We start from the raw sequence: 23,604 nt of genomic DNA on the forward strand, positions 1-23,604 counted from the left end.
GGGCAAGCCCTGCGGGGTGAAAGCGGCCCGAAAGCCGTTCACCCCGCAAAAAGCTTACGCCATTTTGGCTTTCACCTCTTCGGCAACATTCGTCGGCACTTCTTCATAATGCGAGAATTGCATCGAATAGTTGGCGCGTCCCTGGCTGAAGCTGCGCAGCTGGTTCACGTAGCCGAACATGTTCGCCAGCGGCACCATCGCCTCGACAACCTGGGCGTTGCCGCGGCTGTCGGTGCCCTGAATCTGACCACGGCGGCTGTTGAGATCGCCGATCACGTCGCCCATGAAATCCTCAGGCGTCGTCACCTCGACCTTCATCACCGGCTCGAGCAGCTTGATGCCGGCCTTCGCCGCCACTTCGCGCATCGCTGCACGGCCCGCGATTTCGAACGCCAACGCCGACGAATCGACATCGTGGTACGCGCCGTCGGTCAGCTTGATTTCGAAGTCGATGATCGGGAAGCCGATCATGTGGCCGTTCTCGGCCGACTCGCGCATTCCCTTTTCGACCGACGGGATATATTCGCGCGGAATGTTGCCGCCCTTGATCTCGTCGCTGAACACAATGCCCGAACCGCGTTCGCCTGGGACAACCGTCACCTTGACACGGCCGAACTGCCCCGAGCCACCCGACTGCTTCTTGTGGGTGTAATCGACGTCGACCGACTTCGCGAGTGATTCGCGGTACGCCACCTGCGGCGCGCCGACGTTCGCTTCGACCTTGAATTCGCGACGCATGCGATCGACGAGGATGTCGAGGTGAAGCTCGCCCATACCCTTGATGACCGTCTGGCCCGATTCATGATCGGTCGAGACGCGGAACGAGGGATCCTCGGCGGCCAGACGGTTGAGCGCGATGCCCATGCGTTCCTGGTCGGCCTTGGTCTTCGGTTCCACCGACAGTTCGATGACGGGATCGGGGAAGACCATGCGTTCGAGGATGATCGGCGCGTTGGTGGCGCAGAGCGTGTCCCCGGTCGTGGTTTCCTTGAGGCCGGCGAGCGCAATGATGTCACCAGCAAAGGCTTCATCAACGTCTTCGCGGCTGTTCGCATGCATCAACAGCATGCGGCCGACCTTTTCCTTCTTGTCCTTGACCGAGTTCAGATAGGTGCCCTTGGTCAGGGTGCCCGAATAGATGCGGGCGAAGGTGAGGGTACCGACAAACGGATCGTTCATGATCTTGAACGCCAGCAGCGACAGCGGCGCGTCGTCTTCCGGTGGGCGCGAATCAGGGGTCTCGCCGTCGAGCTTGAGGCCCTGGACGTCGGGAATGTCGAGCGGGCTCGGCATATAATCGACCACCGCGTCGAGCAAAGGCTGGACGCCCTTGTTCTTGAACGCCGAGCCGCAGCAGACGGGGACGAACGACTGGTTGAGCGTGCCCTTGCGGATCAGGCGCTTCAGCGTGTCGACGTCGGGCTCATCGCCGCCCAGATAGGCTTCCATGACATCGTCGTCTTGCTCGACGGCCATTTCGATGAGGTTGGTGCGATATTCGGCCGCACTGGCGGCAAGGTCGGCCGGGATCTCTTCATAGAAGAATTCGGCGCCCAGCGCTTCGTCCTTCCAGATGATCGCACGGTTGTGGACGAGATCCACCAGACCCTTGAGGTCGGCTTCGATCCCGATCGGGATATAGAGAACGGCCGGCCGCGCACCAAGGCGATCGATGATCGACTGGACGCAATATTCGAAGTTTGCCCCGGTGCGGTCGAGCTTGTTAATGAAGCACATACGCGGCACGCCGTAACGGTCGGCCTGGCGCCACACGGTTTCCGACTGCGGCTCGACGCCGGCAACGCCATCGAAGCACGCCACAGCACCGTCGAGCACGCGCAGCGAGCGTTCGACTTCGATCGTGAAGTCGACGTGCCCGGGGGTGTCGATGATGTTGATGCGGTGGTCGTTCCAGAAACAGGTCGTCGCAGCCGACGTGATCGTGATCCCGCGCTCCTGCTCCTGCTCCATCCAGTCCATCGTCGCGGCGCCGTCATGGACTTCGCCGATCTTGTAGGACTTGCCGGTGTAATAGAGGATACGCTCGGTCGTCGTGGTCTTGCCGGCGTCGATGTGCGCCATGATCCCAATGTTGCGATATTTGTCGAGCGGATGGCTGCGTGCCATGGTCTTTTCCTTGGATGTGGGGGGCGGTCTTGCGAGCCGCCCCCGATATAGGAAGAATTGTTGCGATTGCGAGACGCCGGAGCGTCCCGGCAATTACCAGCGGTAGTGCGAGAAGGCGCGGTTCGCTTCCGCCATACGGTGCGTGTCTTCGCGCTTCTTGACCGCGTTGCCGCGGTTGTTCGACGCGTCGAGCAGTTCGCCCGACAGGCGCGCGGCCATCGTCGTTTCGCTGCGGTTGCGCGCGGCGGTGATCAGCCAACGGATCGCCAGCGCCTGCGCGCGGTCGGGACGGACTTCGACCGGAACCTGATAGGTCGCACCGCCGACGCGGCGGCTGCGGACTTCGATGTTCGGGCGGATGTTCGCCAGCGCTTCGTGGAACACGCCGATCGGTTCCTTCTTGGCACGGGCTTCGACCGATTCGAGCGCACCGTAAACGATGTTTTCGGCGACCGATTTTTTCCCGTCCAGCATGACGCTGTTCATAAATTTCGACAGCACCGTATCACCGAAACGGGGATCGGGCAGGATTTCGCGGCGTTCAGGACGACGACGACGAGCCATAGGGTATTCCTTTACAACAGCATCCCGGCGCAAGGCGCTCTGGGATGATCAAATAGCCGAAAAAGCGGTCCTTACTTCGGACGCTTCGCACCGTATTTCGAACGGCTCTGCTTGCGGTCCTTCACACCCTGCGTATCGAGCACGCCGCGCAGGACGTGGTAACGCACACCGGGAAGATCGCGGACACGACCGCCGCGGATCAGCACAACGCTGTGTTCCTGGAGGTTGTGGCCTTCGCCGGGGATGTAGGTGATGACTTCGCGCTGGTTGGTCAGGCGGACCTTGGCAACCTTACGGAGCGCCGAGTTCGGCTTTTTCGGGGTGGTCGTATAGACTCGGGTGCAAACGCCGCGCTTTTGCGGGTTCGCGTCCATCGCCGGGACCTTGGACTTCACCTTCTGGGGAGTCCGGCCCTTGCGGACCAGCTGGTTGATCGTGGGCATGAATGCTTCACCTTTAAATGTCCGCCCATCAAAGCGAACGGTTACTGTGCCGCGGTGGATGAAGCATCGGTCCGAAGCCCCGCAGAAATCCGCGGAAAACGGGCAACCTTGTAACAGCAAAAGACCCCGGCCAATCGCGATTGATCGTCCGGAGGCTCCATCCGCGCCAGCAATGTTCAGCGCTGTTGTAACCGAATGCGGCGGTTAAGCGCCGCTTTCGATCGACGCGGCCCCTAGCGGCGATTCCCTTGAGGGTCAAGGGGCCAGCAAGATTGTTGCGCCGGGTGGGACAGGCTAACGCAGGGCGATGCCCGCGCCTCGCCACGCCAGTTTTGCTCCCCAAGTCGATCCGGACGCCCGGCTGCTGATCCTAGGCAGCCTGCCTGGCGCGCGCTCACTGGCGGACCAGCAATATTACGCACATCCCACGAACCAGTTCTGGCGCCTGGTCGGCGCGGTGATCGGGCAGCCGCTCGCCGAAGGCGATTATCCCGCGCGATTGGCGATGCTGCGCGCCGCCAAGATCGGCATTTGGGACGTGATCCGCACCGCCGAGCGGCGCGCAAGTAGCGATAGCGAGATACGGCAGATTGAAGCGCACGATCTTGCCGCTCTGATTGCGAAGTTGCCCGAACTGCGGATGGTCGCCTTCAACGGTGGAACGGCCGCAGCGATCGGTCGGCAACAATTGCCACCGCTTGACGGCATCGCCGTCATCGATCTGCCATCAAGTAGCGCCGCCAACACCCGCAGTTTTTCGGCCAAGAAAGAACAATGGCAACAGATGCGCCAGGCGCTGGTCAACGAATAACCCTCTTCGTCGCGAGCGATGGGGAGGATTAAGAACGGTCAGTCGACGACCTCGCCCCGCGCCATCACAAAATCGACCTTTTTCAGCACCCGGACATCGGCGATGGGGTCGCTGGCCACCGCGATGATGTCGGCGCTCTTGCCCGGCGCGATGGTGCCGATCTCGTTCGCCAGGCCGAGCAGGTCGGCGGCGTTCACCGTCGCCGCTTTCAGCGCCGCGACCGGGGTCATGCCGTGCTGGACCATCAGTTCGAACTCGTCGCCGTTGCGGCCGTGCTTCGACACGCCGGCGTCGGTCCCGAACGCGATGCGCACGCCGCGCGGGACGAGCTGTTCGAGGCTTTTGCCGGTGATTTCGATGCGCCATTTGATCTTCGCCAGCACGTCGGGTTCATAGGCATTGGCGTTCGCTGCGATACGTTCCTTATATCCATTCACCGTCGACAGCGTCGGGATATAATAGGTTTTCGATTTCGCCCACGCCGCGATCGTCGCCTCATCCAGTATCGTACCATGTTCGATCGAATCGGCCCCGGCATCGATCGCCAAACGGATGCCGTCGGCGCCGTGCGCGTGAACCGCGACCTTCTTGCCGAACAGATGCGCGGTTTCGACGATCGCCTGCGCCTCATCGTCGAACATCTGCTTGCCGAGCCCGGCGCCGATGCGGCTGTTGACCCCGCCGGTCGAAGCGAATTTGATCACGTCGGCGCCGCGCCCGACCTGCAGCCGCACCGCGCGGCGGCAATCGTCGGCGCCATTGCAGGTATTGCCCGCTCCCGCGAAGAAGGGCCGCAGCTCGTCGCGATAGCCAAGCGATCCGTCCATATGCCCCGCGCTGCCCGAGATAGCGTTGCCGGCATCGACGATGCGCGGCCCCCCCACCTTGCCCGCGAGGATCGCATCGCGGAGCGCCAGCGTCGCACCGTCGCCATCGCCGAGGTTGCGGACGGTGGTGAAGCCGGCGCGGAGCGTTTTCATGCCGTTGACCTCGGCATTGAACGCCTGCGCCGCCGGGCTGAGGGTGATTTCTTCGAGCTGCCCCGCAATCCCGCCAGCGTCACTGGTCAGATGGACGTGGCTGTCGATCAGGCCGGGAAGGACATATTTGTCCTTGAGGTCGATCAGCGTCGCACCCGGTTCGGCAGGCTGATAGCCGTCGGCGACGGCGACGATCCGACCGTTCTCGACGATGATCGTCGACGCGCCGCGCACCGGCTTGCCGGGTTCGGCGAGCAATTGCCCGGCGTGGATCACCGTGCGCGCGGGCGCCTGCGCGGCGAGCGGCGTGACCAACGCGGCGCCGAGTAAGGCGAGCGGAAGGCAATGGATCGGTTTCATTCTGGCATCCCCTGATTTGTTGTTGGGGGCCGTTAAAGCCGATCAGAAGCCCAGCGTAAAGCGGACTGCCGCGCCCTTGTCATGGGGCATCGCCGCAATATGGCCCGGATCCTGCCGCCACCATGTGTTGGCGATCAAATCGCCGCCGAACAGCGACAGAGCGTAGCTTGCCTCGACCACCAGTTCGCGCCCGGACGGCGCGAGATTATAGCTGCGGCGGCCAAAATCGGTGCGGCCGCTGGCATAGTCGTGCGCCACCGGCAACAACAGGTCGATGCCGCCGTGTGCAACGCGCAGCGGCTGGGCAAAACGGAGCGCGGCACGGTCGCCGGGGCGTACCAGCCCCTCCTTGGCAATGTCGAACGAGAAAGCCGAAGACCACAGCGCCCCACCCGCGACCAGCCCGCCTCGATCGGGGCGCGTCCACATTTGCCGCCACGCGCCTGACAGACTCCACCCGCGTGACAGCTCGACGCCCAAGCTCGCGTCGCCGACCAGGCTGGTTGCGCCCCCGGCGCCAAAAACCGGTCCAAGCCGCGCGCCGAGCAGGCTGTCCGATTCGCGCAGCCAGCTGCCACCGAGCGCGGCGCGTGCCGGCCCGAAGCGCGCGTCCCAAGCGGCGCCGACACGCTGGTAACGGCTGTCGCGGCCCGATCGGTAACGCAGCAGCGGGTCATCCTGCCACCGCGATCCCGCCACCCAGCCATCTTCCAAAACGATGCTGACATATTGATGGGTCGTCATGTTGTGGCGCAGCACCGCTCCGACACCGGGGCTCGCGGCAAAGCCCAGCCCGTCATGCGCGCCGTCGCCGATCAGCATCGCAAGGCCGCTGTCACCGCGCTCGCCCGCAAGCAGGCCCGAGGTTCCACGCCCCGCCGCGAAGCCGATCCGCGTCCGCGCATCGAGACGCGTCACCATCGATGCCGCTAGGGTGCGTGCCCGCTGTGCGTCATAGAACGACAGCCCCGCCAGGGCGTCGCCCCCGCTCGCCCCCGGCGCGGTGATGAGCGACAGCGCGGTTGTATGGCTGGCGGCGCTTTGCTGGCGCACGAGCCCGCCGATCGCGCCCGAGAGTTTGAAATCGGGACGGCGCGGCGCGAGCGACTGGCCGAAATCGACGCTGAAAGCACGGCCGAAACCGTCGGCAACCAGCCCGATCGTCGACCCCGAGCGGCCCGTGCCCGCATCGCCCATCGCCCCGCCGAGCATCCCGAGCGCGCTGCCGAGATGGACCGCGGTCGCGGTACCGGCGAGCGTCGTCGCTCCCATCGGCTGGAACGCGCGCGCGATGTCGAGCACCCCCTGCCCATACACGCCATCGTCGCCGACCACCCCCGCATCGCGCGCCGACTGATAGAGCAATTGCACGATCTGTTGGCTCGACAGGTTGGGAAACGCCTGCGCGAGCAGCGCCACTGCGCCGGCGATCTGCGGCGCCGCAAAGCTGGTGCCACTGATGACGAAGACGAAACTGCCCTGGGTCTCGATCACGCCGTCCTTATAGGCGCAGCAAACATCCTCGCCGAGTGCCGCCAGATAAGATCCGGCATAGATACCCGCGCGATTGCTGAAACCCGAACTGACGCCATTTTCATCGACCGAACCCGCGATGATGACCAGTCCGCCGCCGGCATCGCGCATCCCTTGCGCAAAGGGTTCGGGGTTGTTGGGATCGTTGCCGCCCGCGGTGGTGTCGCCTTCGTTCCCGGCCGACAGGATGACGATGATCCCCGCCGCGGTAGCGCGCGCGACTGCTCCGCGCAGCGTGGCGCCCGGGGGATCGCCGCCGCCGAGCGAAATGTTGACGACGCGTGCGCCCGCCGTCACCGCGCGGTCGAGCCCCGCGGCGATTGCATTCTCGGGAAACAGGCACCCGCTTTCGTCGTTGCTCGGATCCTCGGTCGCGCAGCTTCCCGGCTGGTCGGCGCGCAGCACCAGCAGATTGGCGTTGAAGGCGATGCCCATCGTGCCGGCATCATTCTTTGCCCCGAGCAGAATCTGGGCAACATTCGTACCGTGGCTGCCTTCGCCGTTGATGCCGCGCGATCCGGCGACATCGGCCGAGGCGGACGAAATGCGTCCGGCAAATTCAGGACTGTCCTGATCGATCCCATCGTCGATCACCCCTGCCAAAATCCCCTGCCCCGTCGCGCCAGCCTGGTAAGCGGTGATTGCGCCGTGGAAATTGACCCCGTCGGATCGCCGCGTTTCGGCAGTGTTGAAATTACCCGTTGGCGGCGGGGTCGGTGCTGGCGTTGGCGTTGGCGTTGGCGTTGGCGCGGGTGCCGCGGGCGGCGCCGGAGTCGGTAAAGGTCCCGCTCCGCCGCCGCCGCCGCAGCCCGCGAGCGACAGCGCCGCGATGCTGATCAACATCGGCAAAGGCTCAATAGCCAAGCGCCGGATGCGTCTGCGTCGGTTCGGATACGCCATCGCCGTTTCCCCTTGCCCTGATCGCCGCGATCCTAGCCGAGCGAATAGCGAAGGGGTAGCAAAGAGCGGTTAACTGGGGGTTCCGATCGGCCATATGTGCTTGATCCGTCGCCCCCCGCGCGGGGGCTACGGTCAGAGGGGACGATCTTGTCGCTCTTGCTCGCTGGGAAGCCAGCCCTTATGCGCCGCTTCGTCATGTCCGTTCCGCTCGACCATATCGACAGTTGGATCTTCGATCTCGACAACACGCTCTATTCGCCGTCGGCAAAGCTGTTCGACCTGATCGATGCGCGCATGGGCGCGTTTATCATGCGACTGCTCGATTGCGACGCGGTCGAAGCGCGGCGGGTGCAGAAGCAATATTTTCACGATCATGGCACGACGATGGCAGGGCTGATGCACCACCACGGCGTCGATGCCGAACACTTCCTGGTCGATGTCCATGATATCGCCCTCGACCGCATTGCGCCCGACGCGCGGCTGCGCGCCGGATTGGCGCGGCTGCCGGGGCGCAAACTGGTGTTCACCAATGCCGATGCCGATTATGCGGCGCGGGTGCTCGATGCCCGCGGCATCGCCGACCTGTTCGGCGGCATCTGCGACATTCGCGCCACTGCCTATACGCCCAAACCCGATCCCGCCGCTTATGCGACGATGATCACCCATCTTGCCATCGACCCGAAACGCAGCCTGTTCGTCGAGGATATGGCGCGCAACCTGACCCCGGCCAAGGCGCTGGGGATGACCACCGTCTGGCTGGACAATGGCAGCGAAAGCGGCCATCGCGACCACCTGCCGGACCAGGTCGATTTTCATGTCAGCGACCTTGCCGACTGGCTTGATAGCTTGCCTGCACCCTGGGGGATTTCATGACGACCGACCTGCAATCGACGATCGACACCGCGTGGGAAGCGCGCGACACTTTGGGGCTGACGACGCAGGGCGCGGTGCGCGATGCCGTCGAAACCGCGCTCGCCGGGCTAGACGACGGCAGCTTGCGCGTGGCGGAACGCAATGCCGGCGGCACCTGGCAAGTCAATCAGTGGCTCAAAAAAGCGGTGCTGCTGTCCTTTCGGCTCAACGATATGGAATTGATCGAAGGCGGCCCCGGGGGCGCGCGCTGGTGGGACAAGGTGCCATCGAAATTTGTCGGCTGGGGCGAGAATCGGTTCCGCGATGCGGGTTTTCGCGCGGTGCCCGGTTCAATCGTCCGCCGCGGCGCCTTTATCAGCAAGGGCGCGGTGCTGATGCCGAGCTTCGTCAATATCGGTGCTTATGTCGGTGAGGGGTCGATGGTCGATGCCTGGGCCACCGTCGGCAGCTGCGCGCAGATTGGCGCCAACGTCCATCTGTCGGGCGGTGCCGGGATCGGCGGCGTGCTCGAACCGCTGCAGGCGGGGCCGGTCGTGATCGAGGACGGGGCCTTTATCGGCGCGCGCGCCGAGGTTGCCGAAGGCGTCATCGTGCGCGAGGGCGCGGTGCTGTCGATGGGGGTTTACCTGGGCGCATCGACCAAGATCGTCGACCGCGCGACGGGCGAAATCTTCATCGGCGAAGTGCCGGCCTATTCGGTTGTCGTGCCGGGCGCGCTGCCCGGCAAGCCGCTACCCGACGGGTCGCCCGGTCCGTCGCTGTACTGCGCCGTGATCGTCAAGCGCGTCGATGCGAAAACTCGCGCCAAGACCGGGATCAACGAGCTGCTGCGCGACTAAGTTCGCGCGCCGCCGCCAGGTGCGCCACGCTCATAAATGTCCCGGTGCGGTGTGCTCGTCGATATCCGCCCAGCGTTGGTGGATAAGCTTTTGACTTGCCGCCCCTGAAAACGATCGACCCGGGTGCTGTTTCGATGGGACAGCGCCGAGGGAGAGATTATGATGCGGATGACCGCGAGGACATCAACGCTGGCGGTCGCTATGGGGATGTTCGTACCTGAATTTGCGCTTGCACAGAGCGCCGAGTTGGCGCCGGGCGACGCCCCTGCCGCAGTCCCGCAAGCCAGCAACGGCGGCCAGCGCTACGCGCAGGTAGACTTTGCGCGATTCGCGCCGCGCACGGCGCTCGACATGGTCGAAAAAATACCGGGGTTCCTGATCGTCACCGGCACCAATGGCGGCAATCGCGGCTTGGGCGCGGCGACCGAAAATGTCCTGATCAACGGCGAGCGCATCGCGAATAAATCGACCGATGCGCGCAGCGCGCTGCAACGCATCGCCGCCGCGCAAGTCGCCTATGTCGATATCGTCGACGGTGCGAGCCTGAATGTCCCCGGCCTCACCGGTCAGGTCGCCAATGTCGTTCTGATTGCGGGCGCGGGCGGCGGCGGGTTCAAGACGACACTGCGCTGGCAGCCCGAATGGCGGTCGCGGTTGCCCGATAACTGGTTGAACGGCGAGGTATCGACGACCGGCACGATCGGCGGGCTCGGCCTGACGCTCAGCCTGAAGAACGAAGCGAACCGGCAGGGCCATTGGGGGCCCGAGCGGGTGTTCGACGGCACTGGCGCGCCGCTGTTCACGCGCAACGAATTCGGCCGCTATTACGGCGACAGGCCGCGCCTCTCGGCGGCGCTGTCGCGCACGACGGCGAACGGCAACAAGTGGAATTTCAATCTGGGCAGCCAATTGATCGACATTCGCGAGCGTGTCGACAGCGTATCGGTGCGGCCGACCAGCGGAGCTGTCAGCGAAGCCTTTGTGTTCGAAGAGAACGAGCATAATTACGATATCGGCGGCGACTACGAGTTCGGGCTGGGCACGGGCCGCTTAAAACTGATCGGACTGCACCGGTTCGAACATAGCCCGACGGTGAGCACCTTCATCGTCGACCGCGATATCGGCGGGCGCAGCGGCGAACGGTTCACGCAGGCCGCCGACGAAAGCGAATCGATCCTGCGCAGCGAATATAGCTGGCGCACCGCAGGCGGCACCGACTGGCAGGTCGCGCTGGAGGGCGCATATAACACGCTCGACGTCGATGCCGAATTCGCCACGCTACAGCCCGACGGCAGCTTCGTGCCGGTCATATTTGGCGGCGAGACGACCAAGGTCGAGGAAAAGCGCGGCGAAGCATCGGCGACCTGGGGCCGCGCCCTCGCGAGCAATCTGACCGCCCAGATCAACCTCGGCGCCGAATATAGCGAGCTGACGTCATCGGGCCCCGGCGGGCTGACCCGCCGCTTTGTCCGACCGAAGGGCAAGCTGGCGCTGGCGTGGAAGGTCGGTGCCAAGACGACGATCAACTGGTTCCTCCAGCGCCGCGTCGACCAGCTCAACTTCTTCGATTTCGCCAGCTCGGTCGATGTCGCCAACGGGCAGGGCAATGGCGGCAACAGCCTGCTTGTGCCGCCGGTGGTCAACCGCTCCGAACTGGAACTCGTCCAGGACATGGGTGGATGGGGCAATGCCTCGGTTGCCTTCGCTTATGCCTATGCGCAGGATCTGGTCGATCAGATTCCGCTGTCGCTGACCACGGAAGGGCGCGGCAATCTGCCGCCCGCGCATCTCTATCGGGTCAGTTCGAAGGCGACGCTACTGCTCGACCGGCTGGGATGGAAAGGCGCCCGCATCAATGGCGACCTGACCTGGCGTCGCAATCGGGTGCGCGATCCGCTGACCGGGATGTGGCGCGACCAGAGCTTTGGCCAGGAATATGTCGTCGACCTGAGCCTGCGCCACGACATCCCCGGCACCAAGCTGGCGTGGGGCAGCGGCTATTTCGACGAGCGCTTCAGCCCTGGACTGCGGCTCGACGCGATCGACAAGGAACATACGGTCGGCCCCTTCGTCACCGCCTTTGTCGAGCACAAGGATGTCGCCGGGTTCACCGTCAAGCTGTCGTACCGCAACCTGGCGAACATGAAGGACGCGGTCGACCGTACCGTGTTCGTCGACCGGCGCGGCGGCCCAATCGCCTTCAGCGAATCGCGGCGACGCGAGTTCGGGCAATATTTCCAGCTGACAGTGACCGGGACGCTATAACTCCTCCGTCATTGCGCGCGAAGCGATGCAATGCTGAGCGGTTTATGCACATTCTCGATTGCCGCCTCGCTCATCGCAAGGACGAAGAACGCTTACCTCTCGCTCAGATAATAACGCTCACGTGCCGTCAGATCGCCGTTCAGGTCATAGACGATCGGCTGGCCGGTCGGAATTTCAAGGCTCGTGATGTCGGCGTCCGAAATGCCCGACAGATGCTTGACCAGCGCGCGCAGGCTGTTGCCATGCGCCGAGATCAGGACCGTCTTGCCGGCGGCGAGCTCGGGCACGATCGCGCTGTCATAATAGGGCAGCACGCGTTCGATGGTATCCTTGAGGCTCTCGGCCGAGGGGATCGCGATGCCGGCGTAGCGCGGGTCGCTGGCAAGATCCCACGGCGAGCCCGCTTCGAGCGGCGGCGGCGGAATGTCGAAGCTGCGGCGCCAGATCTTGACCTGTTCGTCGCCATGCTTCGCCGCGGTTTCGGCCTTGTCGAGCCCGGTGAGGCCGCCATAATGGCGCTCGTTCAAACGCCAGTCCTTGGTCACCGGCAGCCACAAGCGCCCCATCGCCTCGAGCGCGAGGTTGAGGGTCTTGATCGCGCGCGACTGGACCGAGGTGAAAGAGGTATCGGGAGCGATGCCCTTGGCTTTCATCAACTCGCCTGCCGACCACGCCTCGGCCGCGCCTTTTTCGGTGACATCGACATCCCACCAGCCGGTGAAGCGGTTTTCAAGATTCCACTGCGACTGGCCGTGACGGATGAGGATGAGCTGGGGCATTTCGGGTCCTTGCGCTGGTGGGTTTCGCTGCCCCTTAGCGTGGCTTTCCCATGAACGCCAATCGCCCTCTTGAAATGGTTTCAAGCGCACCCAGATTTGCAGCATCCGGTCGCCGATACGGGGCCGGATGGCGATCGCGGCGCGCCGCCGCGGTCCCTGACTTCGCTTTTGAAAAAGGAAGAAAGACCATGCGTAACAGTTTTGACTGGACCCCCTATCGCCGTTCGACCGTCGGTTTCGACCGCCTGTTCGATTTCCTCGAAACCGGCGCGTCGGGCGCGGAAAATTATCCGCCGTTCGACATCGAAAAGATCGCCGACGACCATTTCCGCATCACCGTCGCGGTCGCCGGGTTCAAGAGCGACGAAATCGACATCGTCGCGCAGCAGAATATGCTGACCGTCAGCGGCCGCAAGGCGCCGGCTGCCGAAGGCGAAGGTCGCCAGCTGCTGTACAGCGGCATCGCGACGCGCGCCTTCGAGCGCCGCTTCCAGCTCGCCGATTTCGTGCGGGTCAGCGCCGCCGACCTCGCCGACGGGCTGCTGATCATCGACCTCGTACGCGAAGTGCCCGAGGCGATGAAACCGCACAAGATCGCGATCGGCGGCAATGCGACCCCGACGCTCGTCGAGGATCAGCAGGCGGCGTAAGCGCCTGCAAACCCATGCCCGCGCGGCATCTTAGCGGGGTCCGGAGTCCCTTCCGGACCCCGTTTTCGTATCTAGATTGCGCGCGTCATGAAGCGGCTGAACGGGTCGGGCTTATAGTCGGCAAAGGGTTCGCAATCGGCGAAGCCATAGCGGCGATAGAGCGCGATCGCCGGTGCGAACGCGGCGCCCGACCCGGTTTCGAGACTCAGCCGTTTGAGGCCGCGGTTGTGCGCCTCAGCCATGATATGGTCGAGCATGCGTGCCGCGACGCCGCGGCGCAGGAACGCGTCGGCGGTACGCATCGACTTGATCTCGCCGTGCGCGGCTTCGAGCATCCTGAGCGCCCCGCACCCCGCCAGCACGTCGCCTTCATGGATCGACCAGAAGGTCACATCGGCGGCGTTCAGACCGGCGAAGTCGAGGAAGTGGCAGCTGCCTGTGGGCGAGTTCGCCAGCATGCCCGCGAAATGCTGTTCGAGCAGGGCGCGGATCGCGGCGCCTGACAGATCGTCTTCGACGATCCGCCAGTCGCCCATCACAGCATCTGATCGAGTGTCGCGAGACACGCGTGCGCCAGCAGCTTCGAGCGTTCCGGCGACCAGCCGGCGACCGGGTCGGGCAAGTCGTCATTGTCCTTGAATGGCATTTCGATCGTCATCGACACCGCGCCGAAGCGTTCGGCGAGCTGGGTCGTCGACATCGACAGATTCGCCTTGCCGGGCGCCGACTCGCTGTAGCCGAGGGCGACCTGGAAATCGGGGGTGTTCGCGGCGAGTGCGGTCTGAAACGCCTTGTATTTTTCCAACTGCCCGGGTTTCAGCGACGGAATGCCTTCAAAGCCGGCAAGGAACACCGCCGGGATCGCCTCGTCACCATGGACGTCCATCGCCCAGTCGACGCCGCTTTCGTCCATCGCCCCCCGCACGCACAGCACTTCGGGACTGCGCTCGGCGGTCGGCGTGTGCCATTCGCGATTGAGGTTCACGCCAGCGAAATTGGTGCGCAAGTGGCCGCAGCGCGAGCCGTCGGGGTTCATGTTCGGCACTATGTGGAAGCGGCATTTCTTGAGCAGCGAGCGCGCGTGCGGATCGGCAGGATCGGTGAGCTTTTCGAGCGCGCCCTCGACCCACCATTCGGCCATGCTCTCGCCCGGATGCTGGCGCGCATAGAGCCACACCTGCGTGTCGCCGCTGCCCATTTCGAGGCAGTCGATCGGCTGGCCTTCGAGGCTGGTGCCAAGGCAACGATAGGTCACGCCTTCACACTCGGCGACGCTGGCGACGAGGTCGTGGTGACGCTCCATCGAATAGGGCGCGAAATAGGCGAGGTAGAGGATCGGGCTTTCGGCGGTGTGGCGAATCGTCAGCGTGCCGGGATCGTAACTGGTGTCGAGGCGGAACCAACAGTCGCGGTCATAGCTCGCGCAGGCTGCATAACCCGGCCAGCCGTCGGGATAGGCCGACGTATCGAGCCCGGTAATCGCCAGTTCGAGCGCATCGCCGACCGAACACGACACGCGGAAGTGGAACCACTGAAAGAAATCGGATTCGCGGTCCTTGCGGATCGACAGGCGCGCCGCAGTGCCGTCGATCGAATCCACGACGATATTGCCGCTGTCGAAAGCGGCGTTGATGGTGATGCTCATGGGATGCTGATAGTGCGTCCCGATTCGCCGGGGAAGTCCTTGAATAAAGCTTCCGCCAATTTTGCCGCGGCAAGCGATGGTTGCGCTGCCGGCGCCTTAACCGGGATTGCGGTGAGTGCACGGCCTTCCCACAACGCCTGTCCGCTCGCGGCATCGTCGATACGGACCGAGAGTTGCATATCGGCCATTGCCTTCGGTCCGCCGCCAAGGTTGATGCCCAGGCCGACGCCAACCCCTGAACCATAACTGCCGGTCGATCCGCCGACGCCGACGGTAACCGGCGAACGGCGCGCTGCGGCGCGCTGTTCACTGCGGTCGAAGGCAATCCGGACCAGCAAGGGTGCGCGTTCGTTGGCACCCGCGGCGACCAGGCCCAGACGTTGTAACTGCTGATCCACCGCGGCGCGGTAGCTGTTCCATTCGAGCGACGGCATCCCCGCGCCCGGCCCATCGAGCGGCGCGGTCGCGATGGCGTAGCGCGTCCCCGGCGCCCAGCTGGGCGCGGCATTATGAAAGCGGGTGACCTCGACCGGCGGCACCGCGGTGGCACAGCCGCCGAACGAAAGCGCCGCTGCACACAGCAGGGCGACAGAAATTTGACGCGTCATCTGGGCATCATGCGCCACCAAATATGGCTTGGCAATGAATGGGATGTCGCGCGATCTTCCCTGCAGCGAAGCCATAGGCCGGGGGATCACCGCGCAGCGGTGGTGGAGGGCGTCAACGGTGCGTCATGACCCCTCTCAGTAGCGACGCCGCTGCCACCTCCCGATCGCTTCGCCACAGGAGGGAACAGATTCAGCGATAAAAGATGTGATTGTCGATCTGCGCGATGCGCGTCTTGCGCCAGCCCGGTGAGACATAGCGGGCGTGGAAGAAGAGCGCGCCCGGTGCGTGATTCTTCCAGCGGCCGTCGCGGGCGATCTGTGCGATCGCGATCGCGTTGTTCCACTGCGCGCCTTCGCGGATCGCGGGCATTTTGCCGCCGCGCACAAAACTGAACTGGCTGCGCTGATGGACGACACCGCACAGGCTTTTGGGGAAGCGACCCGACTGGGCGCGATTGAGCACGACATGCGCGACCGCGAGCTGACCGACGAGCGATTCGCCGCGCGACTCGAAATAGACGGTGCCGGCAAGGCAGCGCAATTCGGGGTCGAGATCGGCGGGACGAGGGGTCGCGGCGACCAGTGCAGCGAGCGATTCGGCGGTAACCGGTGCCGGCTTCGATTCGGGAGCCGGCATTTCGTCGGTTTTTTCGGTAATGCTTTCGACCGGCGCATCGGCCTTGATCGACAGATCCGCCTGTTCGGCCACCACCGGCGCATCGGCACCGGGGGCGATCAAGGCGGGAAGATTGGCGTCGGCAGCAAGGTCACTTGCAAAGCCCGGTTCCGCCAAAAGCAGCATGGTGGCGGCAGTCATGCCGACGGCAGCCACGCTGGCCACGTTCAAAATACGACTCATAGTGTCCGTCAAAAGTGCGGCCGATGAACCGAACCTCTCAAAACAGGCGGGGGACTATGGTCCAAGTATCGCCTGCGGTCATCGTCCGACTGCGTGTCCAAACCGTTTTCCCGGGGCGTCGCCAAGACGATGCAACCCACGATACGACCTACGCGTTATCGAATGCGCGCCACTTATTGTGCGCTGCAACAGAGTCAAGTTAACGCGGCCCACTCCGCGACGAGTTGTGTCGCATCTGCGATATCCAGTTCAACGATCCACAGATCGGGATCCGCCTTTTGCCGCCGCTCCTGGTAGTTGGCGCGCGATTCACCATCTTTGGGATCTTCGGGGCCAACGGCCTCCCAGATATAGTGGCCGGCGGGCGCAAAACGCCGTTCGAGCAGCGGGCCAGGCACGCCGCGCTCGCTGCACTGGACCAATATCGTCCCTGAATGTTCGTCGCCTTTGGCGAGCACTGTCGCGAACCCGCCGGCCGACTCGGTCCGGCGCAGCAGCAGGTCGACCAGAAAGCGGCTGGTCAGCCGCGTCATGGGAAAACTTGCGCCGCGGTGTTACGCCGCGTCACGTGTTTCGGTGTCGGCGAGCAGCGCGTACAACGCTTCGTCGCTCTTTGCGCCGCGCAGCCGTTCGGCGATCGTCTCATTGCGCAGCATGCGCGACACACCCGCCAGCGCTTTGAGATGATCAGCGCCGGCATCGAGCGGCGACAGCAGTACGAACAGCAGGTCGACGGGCAGACCATCGACCGCGTTGAAGTCGATCGGCCGCGACAGCTGCAGGAACAGGCCGCGCACCCCGGTGAGATCGGCCAACTTGGCGTGCGGCAGCGCGATGCCGCGGCCGAAGCCGGTCGAGCCGAGCCGCTCGCGCTCGAGCAAGGCCTCGCTGACTTCGCCAGCGTCGAGGCCAAGCGAACGGCTGGCGAGATCCCCGACAAAGGGGAAGAGCGCCTTTTTCGAATCGAGTTGCACATGCGCGCGCACGGTGGCGGGATAGAGGAGGGAAGAAAGGATCATGGGTCTGGTCAAATCTGTGTAGCCGTCGAACAAAGAGGCCGGCCGTTGCTCGGCAATCCTTTGCGGAGCGGTCGTACCGGCGCCCCGCCATTCCAGCAGAGGACGTGTATGGGGACGTGTTGGGCGCGGCCCTTATGCCGGTTGGCGGAGAAAATCCAGCCTTATCGTGGTTCGACCCAGCCGATCGTCCCGTCGTCGCGGCGATAGACCATATTGTGCGCGCCGGTCTTGCTGTTGACGAACAGCAGCGCATTGGTGTTGCGCAGGTCGAGCATCATCACCGCGTCGGACACGCTGCTGCTAGGAATATCGACGCGCGTTTCGGCGATGATTGCGGGCGCATCCCCGGCATCTTCATCATTGCCGCCGTCGAAGACGATGTAGCTCGCGTTATCCTCGATCTCATCAACCGTCGGTGACGGCTCTGCCGGGCCGCTGTTGCGGTCCTTCAGGCGTCGCATGTAACGGCGCAGCTGCTTTTCGATGCGTTCGGCGGCACCTTCGAAGGCGACATGCGCGTCCTGCGCCTGACCATGCCCCTTGAGCACGAGTCCCTGCATCACATGCGCAACAATGTCGCACTGGAAGCTGTCGTGCGGCCCTTTGCCAAAGGTCGCGTGCGCGCCGATCGCCCGGGAGAAATATTTGTCGGCAATCGCGTTCATCCGGTCCGACACATGCGCCTGCAGCGCTTCGCCGGTTTCAATCTGGTGGCCAGAGACGCGGATTTCCATTGTTCTTCTCCTGCTATGTCCGATGCGATGACATCAAGGGAGAGTCATCACACCGTATCGAGCCACAGCGGCTGGTTCAGCCCTGCGACAAATTCGGCATGGCGCGCCAGATCGGCGGCCGATGCCATATGGGGTCGGGGTTCGCGAAACGGACGGTCGTGACCGCGCGGCGCAGCGGAGGTGGCCCGAGCCAAGGAGGCGCTGCCCGCGGCCGACGATGCCAGCCCCAGGCCGATCTGCCGTCCGCCGGTCATTTCGATATAAAGATGCGCGAGCAATTCGGCGTCGAGCAGCGCGCCATGCTTGATGCGGTGGCTGCGGTCGATGCCATAACGGGTGCAGAGCGCGTCGAGGCTGTGCTTGGCGCCTGGATGAAGTTTGCGGGCCATCTGCACCGTGCAGCACATCCGGCCCATGTCGAGCGCGGGGCGCCCTGCGCGCGCCAATTCGGCGTTGACGAAGCCAAAGTCGAAGACGGCATTATGCGCAATCAGCGGCGCATCGCCGAGAAATTCCATCAGCTCATCGACGCGCGTCGCGAACAGCGGCTTGTCCGACAAAAACTGGATCGACAGACCGTGCACCGCTTCGGCAGCGGCGGGCATGTCGCGTTCGGGATTGAAATAGCCGTGGAAGGTGACGCCGGTCTCGCGGCGATCGACCAGTTCGATGCACCCGATTTCGACCAGCCTGTCTCCGGTCTTGGGATCGAATCCCGTGGTTTCCGTATCGAAGATGATCTCTCGCATTGAGCGATCAATCTGGACCCTATCGGGCGCGGAAACAAGAGGCGATGGCGCGAATCTGCCGATGCGTCTCGCTTTTAGGTCCACCCGTTTCGATAATGAAATCGGCGCGCGCGCGCTTGACGCGGTCGGGAACCTGCAGGCGGCGGATCGCCTTCAACCGGCCGTAGGTCATGCCTGGGCGGCGCATCACGCGCTTGGTCTGCATCCACGTCGGCGCCGACACCACGGCAATCGCCCCGACGCGCCGCCAGCCGCCCTTCTCGAACAGAAGCGGGATATCGAGGACGACGACCGACCGCGCGCGGTGCCGCGCCAGAAACCGTTTCTGCGCCAGAAACACGGCAGGGTGGACGATCGCTTCGAGCGCGGCGAGTTCGTGGCGATTGCCGAGGACCAGCGCGCCGAGCTTTTGCCGATCCACGCCGCCGGGTCCGGTCGTACCCGGAAAGCGCGCCGCGATCGCCGCGACGAGCGCGCCGCCCGGGCCTTGCAACCGGTGGACTTCGGCATCGGCGTCGAACACCGGCACCCCTTCGCGCTCGAACATCGCAGCCGCAGTCGATTTGCCCATTCCGATCGAGCCAGTGAGGCCGAGGATGAACGGCCGCCGCAGCCGCGAGCCCGGGCGCGGCCGATGCCTCATGCCACCAGCCGCGCGCGCAGTTCCTCGTCGCGGCCCTCGGGCGGCGCGGCGCCAAAGAACAGTTCGAAGGCAAGCGCGGCCTGGCCGATCAACATGTCGAGCCCGTCAACCGAACCGAGCCCGCGCGCCTCGGCAGCTTTGAGAAGCCCGGTTTGAAGCGGCGCATAAACCAGGTCATAGACGATCGCGTCGCCGGGCAGCGGCGACAGGTCGAGGTCGAGCGGCGGCTGGCCCGTCATGCCGAGGCTGCTCGAATTGACGAGCAGCGCGGCGGGCGGCAGCTGCGCATCAAGACCAAGGACCTCACCCTTCAGACCGAAGGTCGCAAGCAACCCCATCGCTTTCAAAGGGCTGCGGTTCAGGATCGTCACATGCCCCACACCGGCGCGCGCGAGTGCGAACAGCACCGCTCGCGCCGCGCCGCCCGCGCCGATGACGACGACGGGCGCGCCTGTGAGGTCGGTTTCGGCAAGCGGCGCGTAGAATCCCGCGGCATCGGTATTGGTACCGATCACCGATCCATCGGGTTGCCGAACAATCGTGTTCATTGCCCCAATCGTCCCGCGGACATTGCCGGGGTCGTCGACCAGATCCATCACCGCGACCTTGTGCGGGATCGTGACGTTGCAACCGCGCCAGTCGGGATCAGTGCGGCGCTCGGTGAGGTGGGCGGCGAGATCCTCGGGCTTGATCTGGGCGCGGCGATAGTCACCCGCCATGCCCAACGCATCAAGCCAGAATTTGTGGATCAGCGGCGATTTCGATTGCGCGATCGGATCGCCGATCACCTCGGCATAGGGGACGCCGCTCATGACGTTTCTCTCATTCTTGGGCCAGCCCGGTGGTGCGCAGCCATGCGAGCAAGGGCAGCATCGGCATGCCGATGATGGTCCAGGGGTCGCCTTCGACCCGTTCGAACAACTGCACGCCCGCCCCCTCGATTTCATAACAGCCCACCGACCAGCGGATGCTGTCCCAATGCTGCGCGACATAGGCGGCGATGAAGGCCTCGGACAAGGGCCGCATCCACAGTTTCGCTTCGCCGATGGCGCGCCAGACCGGTGCGCCATCGCGCGCCGCGACCGCGGCGCTGAACAGGCGGTGGCGCGCGCCCGCCATGCGGCGAAGATGATCGGCGGCCTCAGCAGGAGTTTCAGGCTTCGAGAGCATCGCGCCGTCGTCGAGCGCGAGCGTCGAGTCGGCCCCGATGACGGTGATCCCGGGCATGCGCGACGAGATCTTGATCGCCTTCGCCTCGGCCAGCGCATCGGCGATGTTGCGCGGGGTCTGGCCCGCGGCGAGGAGCGATGCGGTCAATGCCTCCTCATCGACATGCGCGGCAGTCGTCTCGAATTCGAGTCCGGCGGCGCGAAACATCGCCGCGCGGCCACTGCTTTGCGAGGCGAGCAGCAGCGTCATGCGGCACCGCGGTCTTCGACCAGCTTGATCACCGCCGCGGCGGTTTCCTCGATCGAGCGGCGGGTGACATCGATCACTGGCCAGCCATTGTCAGCGAACATCCGCCGCGCATAAGCCAGCTCGGCCTTGACCCGCTCGTCGTCGACATAGGCGGTCTCGGGCGCCTGGTTGAGCGACAGGAGGCGGTTGCGGCGCACTTGTACCAGCCGGTCGAGCCCGGTGGTCAGCCCGACGACCATCGGACGTTTCAGGCGGTACAAGGCATCGGGCGGCGGTGATTCGGGGACAATCGGAATGTTCGCGGTCTTGAAGCCGCGATTGGCAAGATAGATGCTCGTCGGCGTCTTTGACGTGCGCGATACACCGGCGAGGACGATATCGGCCTGTTCCCAATTTTCCCAGCCGATGCCGTCGTCGTGGGCAACGGTGAACTGGATCGCGTCGACCCGCGCAAAATAAGCAGCATCGAGCTGATGCTGGCGACCCGGGCGCGCCTTGGCTTCTTGGCCGAGCATGCGCGATAGCGCATCGGTTACGGCGTCGAGCGCCGGAACCAACGGCAGATTAAGCGCTCCGGCGCGGCGTTCGAGGCTGACGCGCAGGTCGCCATTGACCAGCGTGAACAAGATCATGCCCGGACTGGCCTGTACTTCGGCCATAATGCGATCGAGATGGGACTCGGAGCGCACCATTGGCCAGAAATGCCGCACCACCTCGACATCGTCGAACTGCGCAATCGCCGCCTTGGCGATATTTTCGAGTGTCTCGCCCGTGGAGTCGGATATGAGATGAAGGTGGAGCCGGCCCATCGCAGCACCATGGCGGGAAGCCGCGGAAAAAGGCAATCCCGGATCAGGCCTGTGGCGTCGAAAAGCGGCCTGTGGATAAGTTTTGGACAAGCGCGGGGAGTAAATGGGGACGGGGGATTCGTCCCCGACGCTGCCGATTTCGCTCGATCACTTGTCCCCAGGAGATGAAAACTATCCACAGGCTGTGAATTAGGCGCACAGCCGGTCGCGACTCTGCGGCGAGCGGTGGCGTGGTGAGAGTCAAGCTGTTGGCAAAAACGACGCTCCCGCCTAAAGCCGCGTTGTCCGCCGACCAACAAACCACCACAATATTATCTAATCTATATATTGAAGAGAGAAAGAGGGCCCGCGTGAAGGCGTCACCGAAGAGCTTGCTGGCCGTGCTGCGCGGGGTGCGGCAAACGCGCCCGCCGTTGTGGCTGATGCGCCAGGCGGGACGCTATCTTCCCGAATATCGCGCGCTGCGTGAGACCAAGGGCGGTTTCCTCGAGCTGTGCTATGATCCCGAAGCTGCCGCCGAGGTGACCTTGCAGCCGATCCGGCGGTTCGGGTTCGACGGTTCGATCCTGTTTTCGGACATTTTGATCGTCCCTCACGCGCTGGGGCAGAAATTATGGTTCGAGGCAGGCGAGGGGCCGCGGCTGGCCCCGCCGCTGGTCGACAGCGCGCTTACGGCGCTCGAAGCAGCGCCAGAGCGCCTCGACCCCATTTACGCGACCGTGGCACGCGTCGCGGCCTCGCTCCCCGCCGACACGACCTTTCTGGGCTTTGCCGGTAGCCCCTGGACGGTCGCGACCTATATGGTGGCGGGGCAGGGGTCGAAGGATCAGGCGGCCGCGCGCCGGCTGGCGTTCGGCGACCCCGCGGCGTTCCAGGCGATCATCGATGCGATCATCGATGTTACGGTAATTTACCTGTCGGGGCAGATCGAGCATGGCGTCGAGGCGGTGCAGTTGTTCGACAGCTGGGCCGGCAGCCTGAGTCCGGCGCAATTCGAACGCTGGGTCATCGCGCCAAACGCCGAGATCATTCGCCGTCTGAAGGCTATCCATCCTGACACTCCGATCATTGGCTTTCCCAAGGGAGCGGGCGGCAAGCTGCGCGCCTATGCCGACGAAACCGGGATCGATGCGATTGGCCTCGACGAGACGGTCGATCCCGACTGGGCCGACCGGGTTCTGCCGCAGCATTTGCCGGTGCAAGGCAATCTCGATCCGCTGGCGCTGGTGGCGGGCGGCACCGCGCTTGATACCGCGATCGACCGCATCCTTGCCGCGTTCCCGGCGCGTCCCCATATCTTCAATCTCGGCCATGGCATCGTTCCCGACACGCCGATCGCCCATGTCGAACATCTGATCAGACGCGTTCGCGGCGGGTAATATGGCAGACTGGGCAGGATTTTTGGGGGCGACGATGCTTTGGGTCAAAGCGGCGCATATTATTTTTGTGATCTTCCTGATGGCCGGTCTGTTCATGATGCCGCGCTTTTTTGTCTATCATCATCAATGTCCGGTCGGATCGGACGAGGACAAAAAGTGGATTGAGCGCGAAGACCGCTTGCGCCGCATCATCCTGAACCCGTCCTTGACGATCGTCTGGCTTCTCGGGCTGCTGCTGGCGTTCAATGGCAATTATTGGGCCGAGACCTGGTTTATCGCCAAATTTGCTCTCGTTGTTGCGCTGTCGGGCTACCACGGCTGGATGATCGGCTATTTCAAGAAGCTCCAGCAAGGATTGCGGCCGCTCACCGAAAAGCAGATCCGGCTGCTCAACGAAGTCCCCGGCGTTGCTGCGGCGATCATCGTCATTCTGGCGGTCGTTCGGCCCTGATATCCGGTGTTCCTGGCGCAGGTCCGATTGACTTGCTGCCGTGGCGGTTATAGGGGCCGTGTCAATCCCGCCAGCCGGGCGGTGCTTCCCAGCGCCGAAGCTATCGCAAACGGTCGTCCCACGGCCGGATAGGCACCTGCGGTGCAATGAAAATCGACTGCCATT

Annotated in this window: 25 protein-coding genes; 7 read left to right on the top strand and 18 right to left on the bottom strand. The window is 64.2% G+C overall.

Going from position 1 to position 23,604, the window contains the following annotated elements; translation table 11 throughout:
* Window positions 1-54: 54 nt before the first annotated feature.
* The 3 genes from fusA to rpsL form a co-directional block, all read right to left on the bottom strand.
* On the bottom strand, window positions 55-2,127 hold the full coding sequence (fusA, locus tag IPF76_RS04765) for an elongation factor G (protein ID WP_293840307.1): 2,073 nt from the start codon (window positions 2,125-2,127) through the stop codon (window positions 55-57).
* A 93-nt stretch (window positions 2,128-2,220) separates the two neighbouring features.
* Window positions 2,221-2,691, bottom strand: a complete 471-nt coding sequence (gene rpsG, locus IPF76_RS04770; protein WP_088439847.1) for a 30S ribosomal protein S7 — start codon at window positions 2,689-2,691, stop codon at window positions 2,221-2,223.
* A gap of 71 nt (window positions 2,692-2,762) precedes the next feature.
* Window positions 2,763-3,134 (bottom strand): 30S ribosomal protein S12, encoded by a 372-nt coding sequence (gene rpsL, locus IPF76_RS04775; protein ID WP_037515637.1) that lies wholly within the window; start codon window positions 3,132-3,134, stop codon window positions 2,763-2,765.
* A 307-nt stretch (window positions 3,135-3,441) separates the two neighbouring features.
* On the opposite strand from rpsL, the gene IPF76_RS04780 reads away from it, so the two are divergent.
* The gene (locus IPF76_RS04780; RefSeq protein ID WP_293840311.1) at window positions 3,442-3,945 is read left to right on the top strand and encodes a DNA-deoxyinosine glycosylase; all 504 of its coding nucleotides are present in this window, start codon (window positions 3,442-3,444) and stop codon (window positions 3,943-3,945) included.
* Window positions 3,946-3,983: 38 nt separating this feature from the next.
* On the opposite strand, the gene IPF76_RS04785 is transcribed toward IPF76_RS04780, so the two are convergent.
* Together IPF76_RS04785 and IPF76_RS04790 are read right to left on the bottom strand one after the other, a co-directional pair.
* Window positions 3,984-5,285, bottom strand: a complete 1,302-nt coding sequence (locus IPF76_RS04785) for an amidohydrolase family protein (RefSeq protein WP_293840314.1) — start codon at window positions 5,283-5,285, stop codon at window positions 3,984-3,986.
* Window positions 5,286-5,327: 42 nt separating this feature from the next.
* Entirely contained in the window at window positions 5,328-7,661 is a 2,334-nt protein-coding gene (locus IPF76_RS04790) for a S8 family peptidase (RefSeq protein WP_293840317.1), read from the bottom strand.
* A 252-nt stretch (window positions 7,662-7,913) separates the two neighbouring features.
* On the opposite strand from IPF76_RS04790, the gene IPF76_RS04795 reads away from it, so the two are divergent.
* The 3 genes from IPF76_RS04795 to IPF76_RS04805 all read left to right on the top strand — a co-directional run bounded on the left by IPF76_RS04795 (window position 7,914) and on the right by IPF76_RS04805 (window position 11,695).
* On the top strand, window positions 7,914-8,591 hold the full coding sequence (locus tag IPF76_RS04795; protein ID WP_293841924.1) for a pyrimidine 5'-nucleotidase: 678 nt from the start codon (window positions 7,914-7,916) through the stop codon (window positions 8,589-8,591).
* Entirely contained in the window at window positions 8,588-9,430 is an 843-nt protein-coding gene (dapD, locus tag IPF76_RS04800; protein WP_293840320.1) for a 2,3,4,5-tetrahydropyridine-2,6-dicarboxylate N-succinyltransferase, read from the top strand. Before IPF76_RS04795 ends, dapD begins: the two co-directional genes overlap by 4 nt.
* A gap of 159 nt (window positions 9,431-9,589) precedes the next feature.
* On the top strand, window positions 9,590-11,695 hold the full coding sequence (locus tag IPF76_RS04805) for a TonB-dependent receptor (RefSeq protein ID WP_293840322.1): 2,106 nt from the start codon (window positions 9,590-9,592) through the stop codon (window positions 11,693-11,695).
* Between the two features lie 92 nt (window positions 11,696-11,787).
* On the opposite strand, the gene gpmA is transcribed toward IPF76_RS04805, so the two are convergent.
* Window positions 11,788-12,474, bottom strand: a complete 687-nt coding sequence (gene gpmA / locus IPF76_RS04810) for a 2,3-diphosphoglycerate-dependent phosphoglycerate mutase (protein ID WP_293840324.1) — start codon at window positions 12,472-12,474, stop codon at window positions 11,788-11,790.
* 188 nt (window positions 12,475-12,662) lie between these two features.
* Here gpmA and IPF76_RS04815 point away from each other — a divergent pair, with 188 nt between their 5' ends.
* Window positions 12,663-13,124 (top strand): Hsp20 family protein, encoded by a 462-nt coding sequence (locus tag IPF76_RS04815; RefSeq protein ID WP_293840326.1) that lies wholly within the window; start codon window positions 12,663-12,665, stop codon window positions 13,122-13,124.
* 71 nt (window positions 13,125-13,195) lie between these two features.
* Here the strand turns inward: IPF76_RS04815 and IPF76_RS04820 are convergent, their stop codons facing one another.
* The 12 genes from IPF76_RS04820 to IPF76_RS04875 form a co-directional block, all read right to left on the bottom strand.
* Window positions 13,196-13,660 carry a GNAT family N-acetyltransferase gene (locus IPF76_RS04820; protein WP_293840329.1) on the bottom strand — a complete coding sequence of 155 codons (465 nt, stop codon included), beginning with the start codon at window positions 13,658-13,660 and terminating at the stop codon, window positions 13,196-13,198.
* Window positions 13,660-14,769, bottom strand: coding sequence for a M14-type cytosolic carboxypeptidase (locus IPF76_RS04825; RefSeq protein WP_293840331.1), 1,110 nt, complete (start codon window positions 14,767-14,769; stop codon window positions 13,660-13,662). The genes IPF76_RS04820 and IPF76_RS04825 overlap by 1 nt, the downstream gene beginning before the upstream one ends.
* Window positions 14,766-15,377, bottom strand: a complete 612-nt coding sequence (locus IPF76_RS04830; protein WP_293840333.1) for a DUF4136 domain-containing protein — start codon at window positions 15,375-15,377, stop codon at window positions 14,766-14,768. Before IPF76_RS04830 ends, IPF76_RS04825 begins: the two co-directional genes overlap by 4 nt.
* Window positions 15,378-15,567: 190 nt before the next feature.
* Window positions 15,568-16,194 carry a cell wall hydrolase gene (locus IPF76_RS04835; RefSeq protein WP_293840335.1) on the bottom strand — a complete coding sequence of 209 codons (627 nt, stop codon included), beginning with the start codon at window positions 16,192-16,194 and terminating at the stop codon, window positions 15,568-15,570.
* Window positions 16,195-16,430: 236 nt separating this feature from the next.
* Entirely contained in the window at window positions 16,431-16,769 is a 339-nt protein-coding gene (locus IPF76_RS04840; RefSeq protein ID WP_293840338.1) for a DUF1491 family protein, read from the bottom strand.
* A 21-nt stretch (window positions 16,770-16,790) separates the two neighbouring features.
* The gene (locus IPF76_RS04845) at window positions 16,791-17,255 is read right to left on the bottom strand and encodes a PTS sugar transporter subunit IIA (RefSeq protein ID WP_293840340.1); all 465 of its coding nucleotides are present in this window, start codon (window positions 17,253-17,255) and stop codon (window positions 16,791-16,793) included.
* A 161-nt stretch (window positions 17,256-17,416) separates the two neighbouring features.
* Window positions 17,417-17,989: a ribosome-associated translation inhibitor RaiA gene (gene raiA / locus IPF76_RS04850; protein WP_293840343.1), complete on the bottom strand. Its 573-nt coding sequence runs from the start codon at window positions 17,987-17,989 to the stop codon at window positions 17,417-17,419.
* A 47-nt stretch (window positions 17,990-18,036) separates the two neighbouring features.
* Complete coding sequence (dnaQ, locus tag IPF76_RS04855; RefSeq protein ID WP_293840346.1) at window positions 18,037-18,738, bottom strand: DNA polymerase III subunit epsilon; 702 nt, start codon at window positions 18,736-18,738, stop codon at window positions 18,037-18,039.
* Between the two features lie 19 nt (window positions 18,739-18,757).
* Complete coding sequence (gene coaE / locus IPF76_RS04860; protein WP_293840349.1) at window positions 18,758-19,381, bottom strand: dephospho-CoA kinase; 624 nt, start codon at window positions 19,379-19,381, stop codon at window positions 18,758-18,760.
* Window positions 19,378-20,193 carry a shikimate dehydrogenase gene (gene aroE, locus IPF76_RS04865; protein WP_293840351.1) on the bottom strand — a complete coding sequence of 272 codons (816 nt, stop codon included), beginning with the start codon at window positions 20,191-20,193 and terminating at the stop codon, window positions 19,378-19,380. Before aroE ends, coaE begins: the two co-directional genes overlap by 4 nt.
* Window positions 20,194-20,203: 10 nt before the next feature.
* Window positions 20,204-20,800, bottom strand: a complete 597-nt coding sequence (locus tag IPF76_RS04870; RefSeq protein ID WP_293840354.1) for a Maf family protein — start codon at window positions 20,798-20,800, stop codon at window positions 20,204-20,206.
* Window positions 20,797-21,609: a pyruvate, water dikinase regulatory protein gene (locus IPF76_RS04875; protein ID WP_293840356.1), complete on the bottom strand. Its 813-nt coding sequence runs from the start codon at window positions 21,607-21,609 to the stop codon at window positions 20,797-20,799. Before IPF76_RS04875 ends, IPF76_RS04870 begins: the two co-directional genes overlap by 4 nt.
* 350 nt (window positions 21,610-21,959) lie before the next feature.
* Here IPF76_RS04875 and hemE point away from each other — a divergent pair, with 350 nt between their 5' ends.
* Both hemE and IPF76_RS04885 read left to right on the top strand, forming a co-directional pair.
* Complete coding sequence (hemE, locus tag IPF76_RS04880) at window positions 21,960-22,988, top strand: uroporphyrinogen decarboxylase (RefSeq protein ID WP_293840358.1); 1,029 nt, start codon at window positions 21,960-21,962, stop codon at window positions 22,986-22,988.
* A gap of 1 nt (window position 22,989) precedes the next feature.
* Window positions 22,990-23,439, top strand: a complete 450-nt coding sequence (locus IPF76_RS04885; protein WP_293840360.1) for a CopD family protein — start codon at window positions 22,990-22,992, stop codon at window positions 23,437-23,439.
* Window positions 23,440-23,604 lie beyond the last annotated feature (165 nt).

Origin of the sequence: Sphingopyxis sp., from assembly GCF_016704835.1 — a bacterium.
In the GTDB taxonomy this organism is placed as follows: Bacteria; Pseudomonadota; Alphaproteobacteria; order Sphingomonadales; family Sphingomonadaceae; genus Sphingopyxis.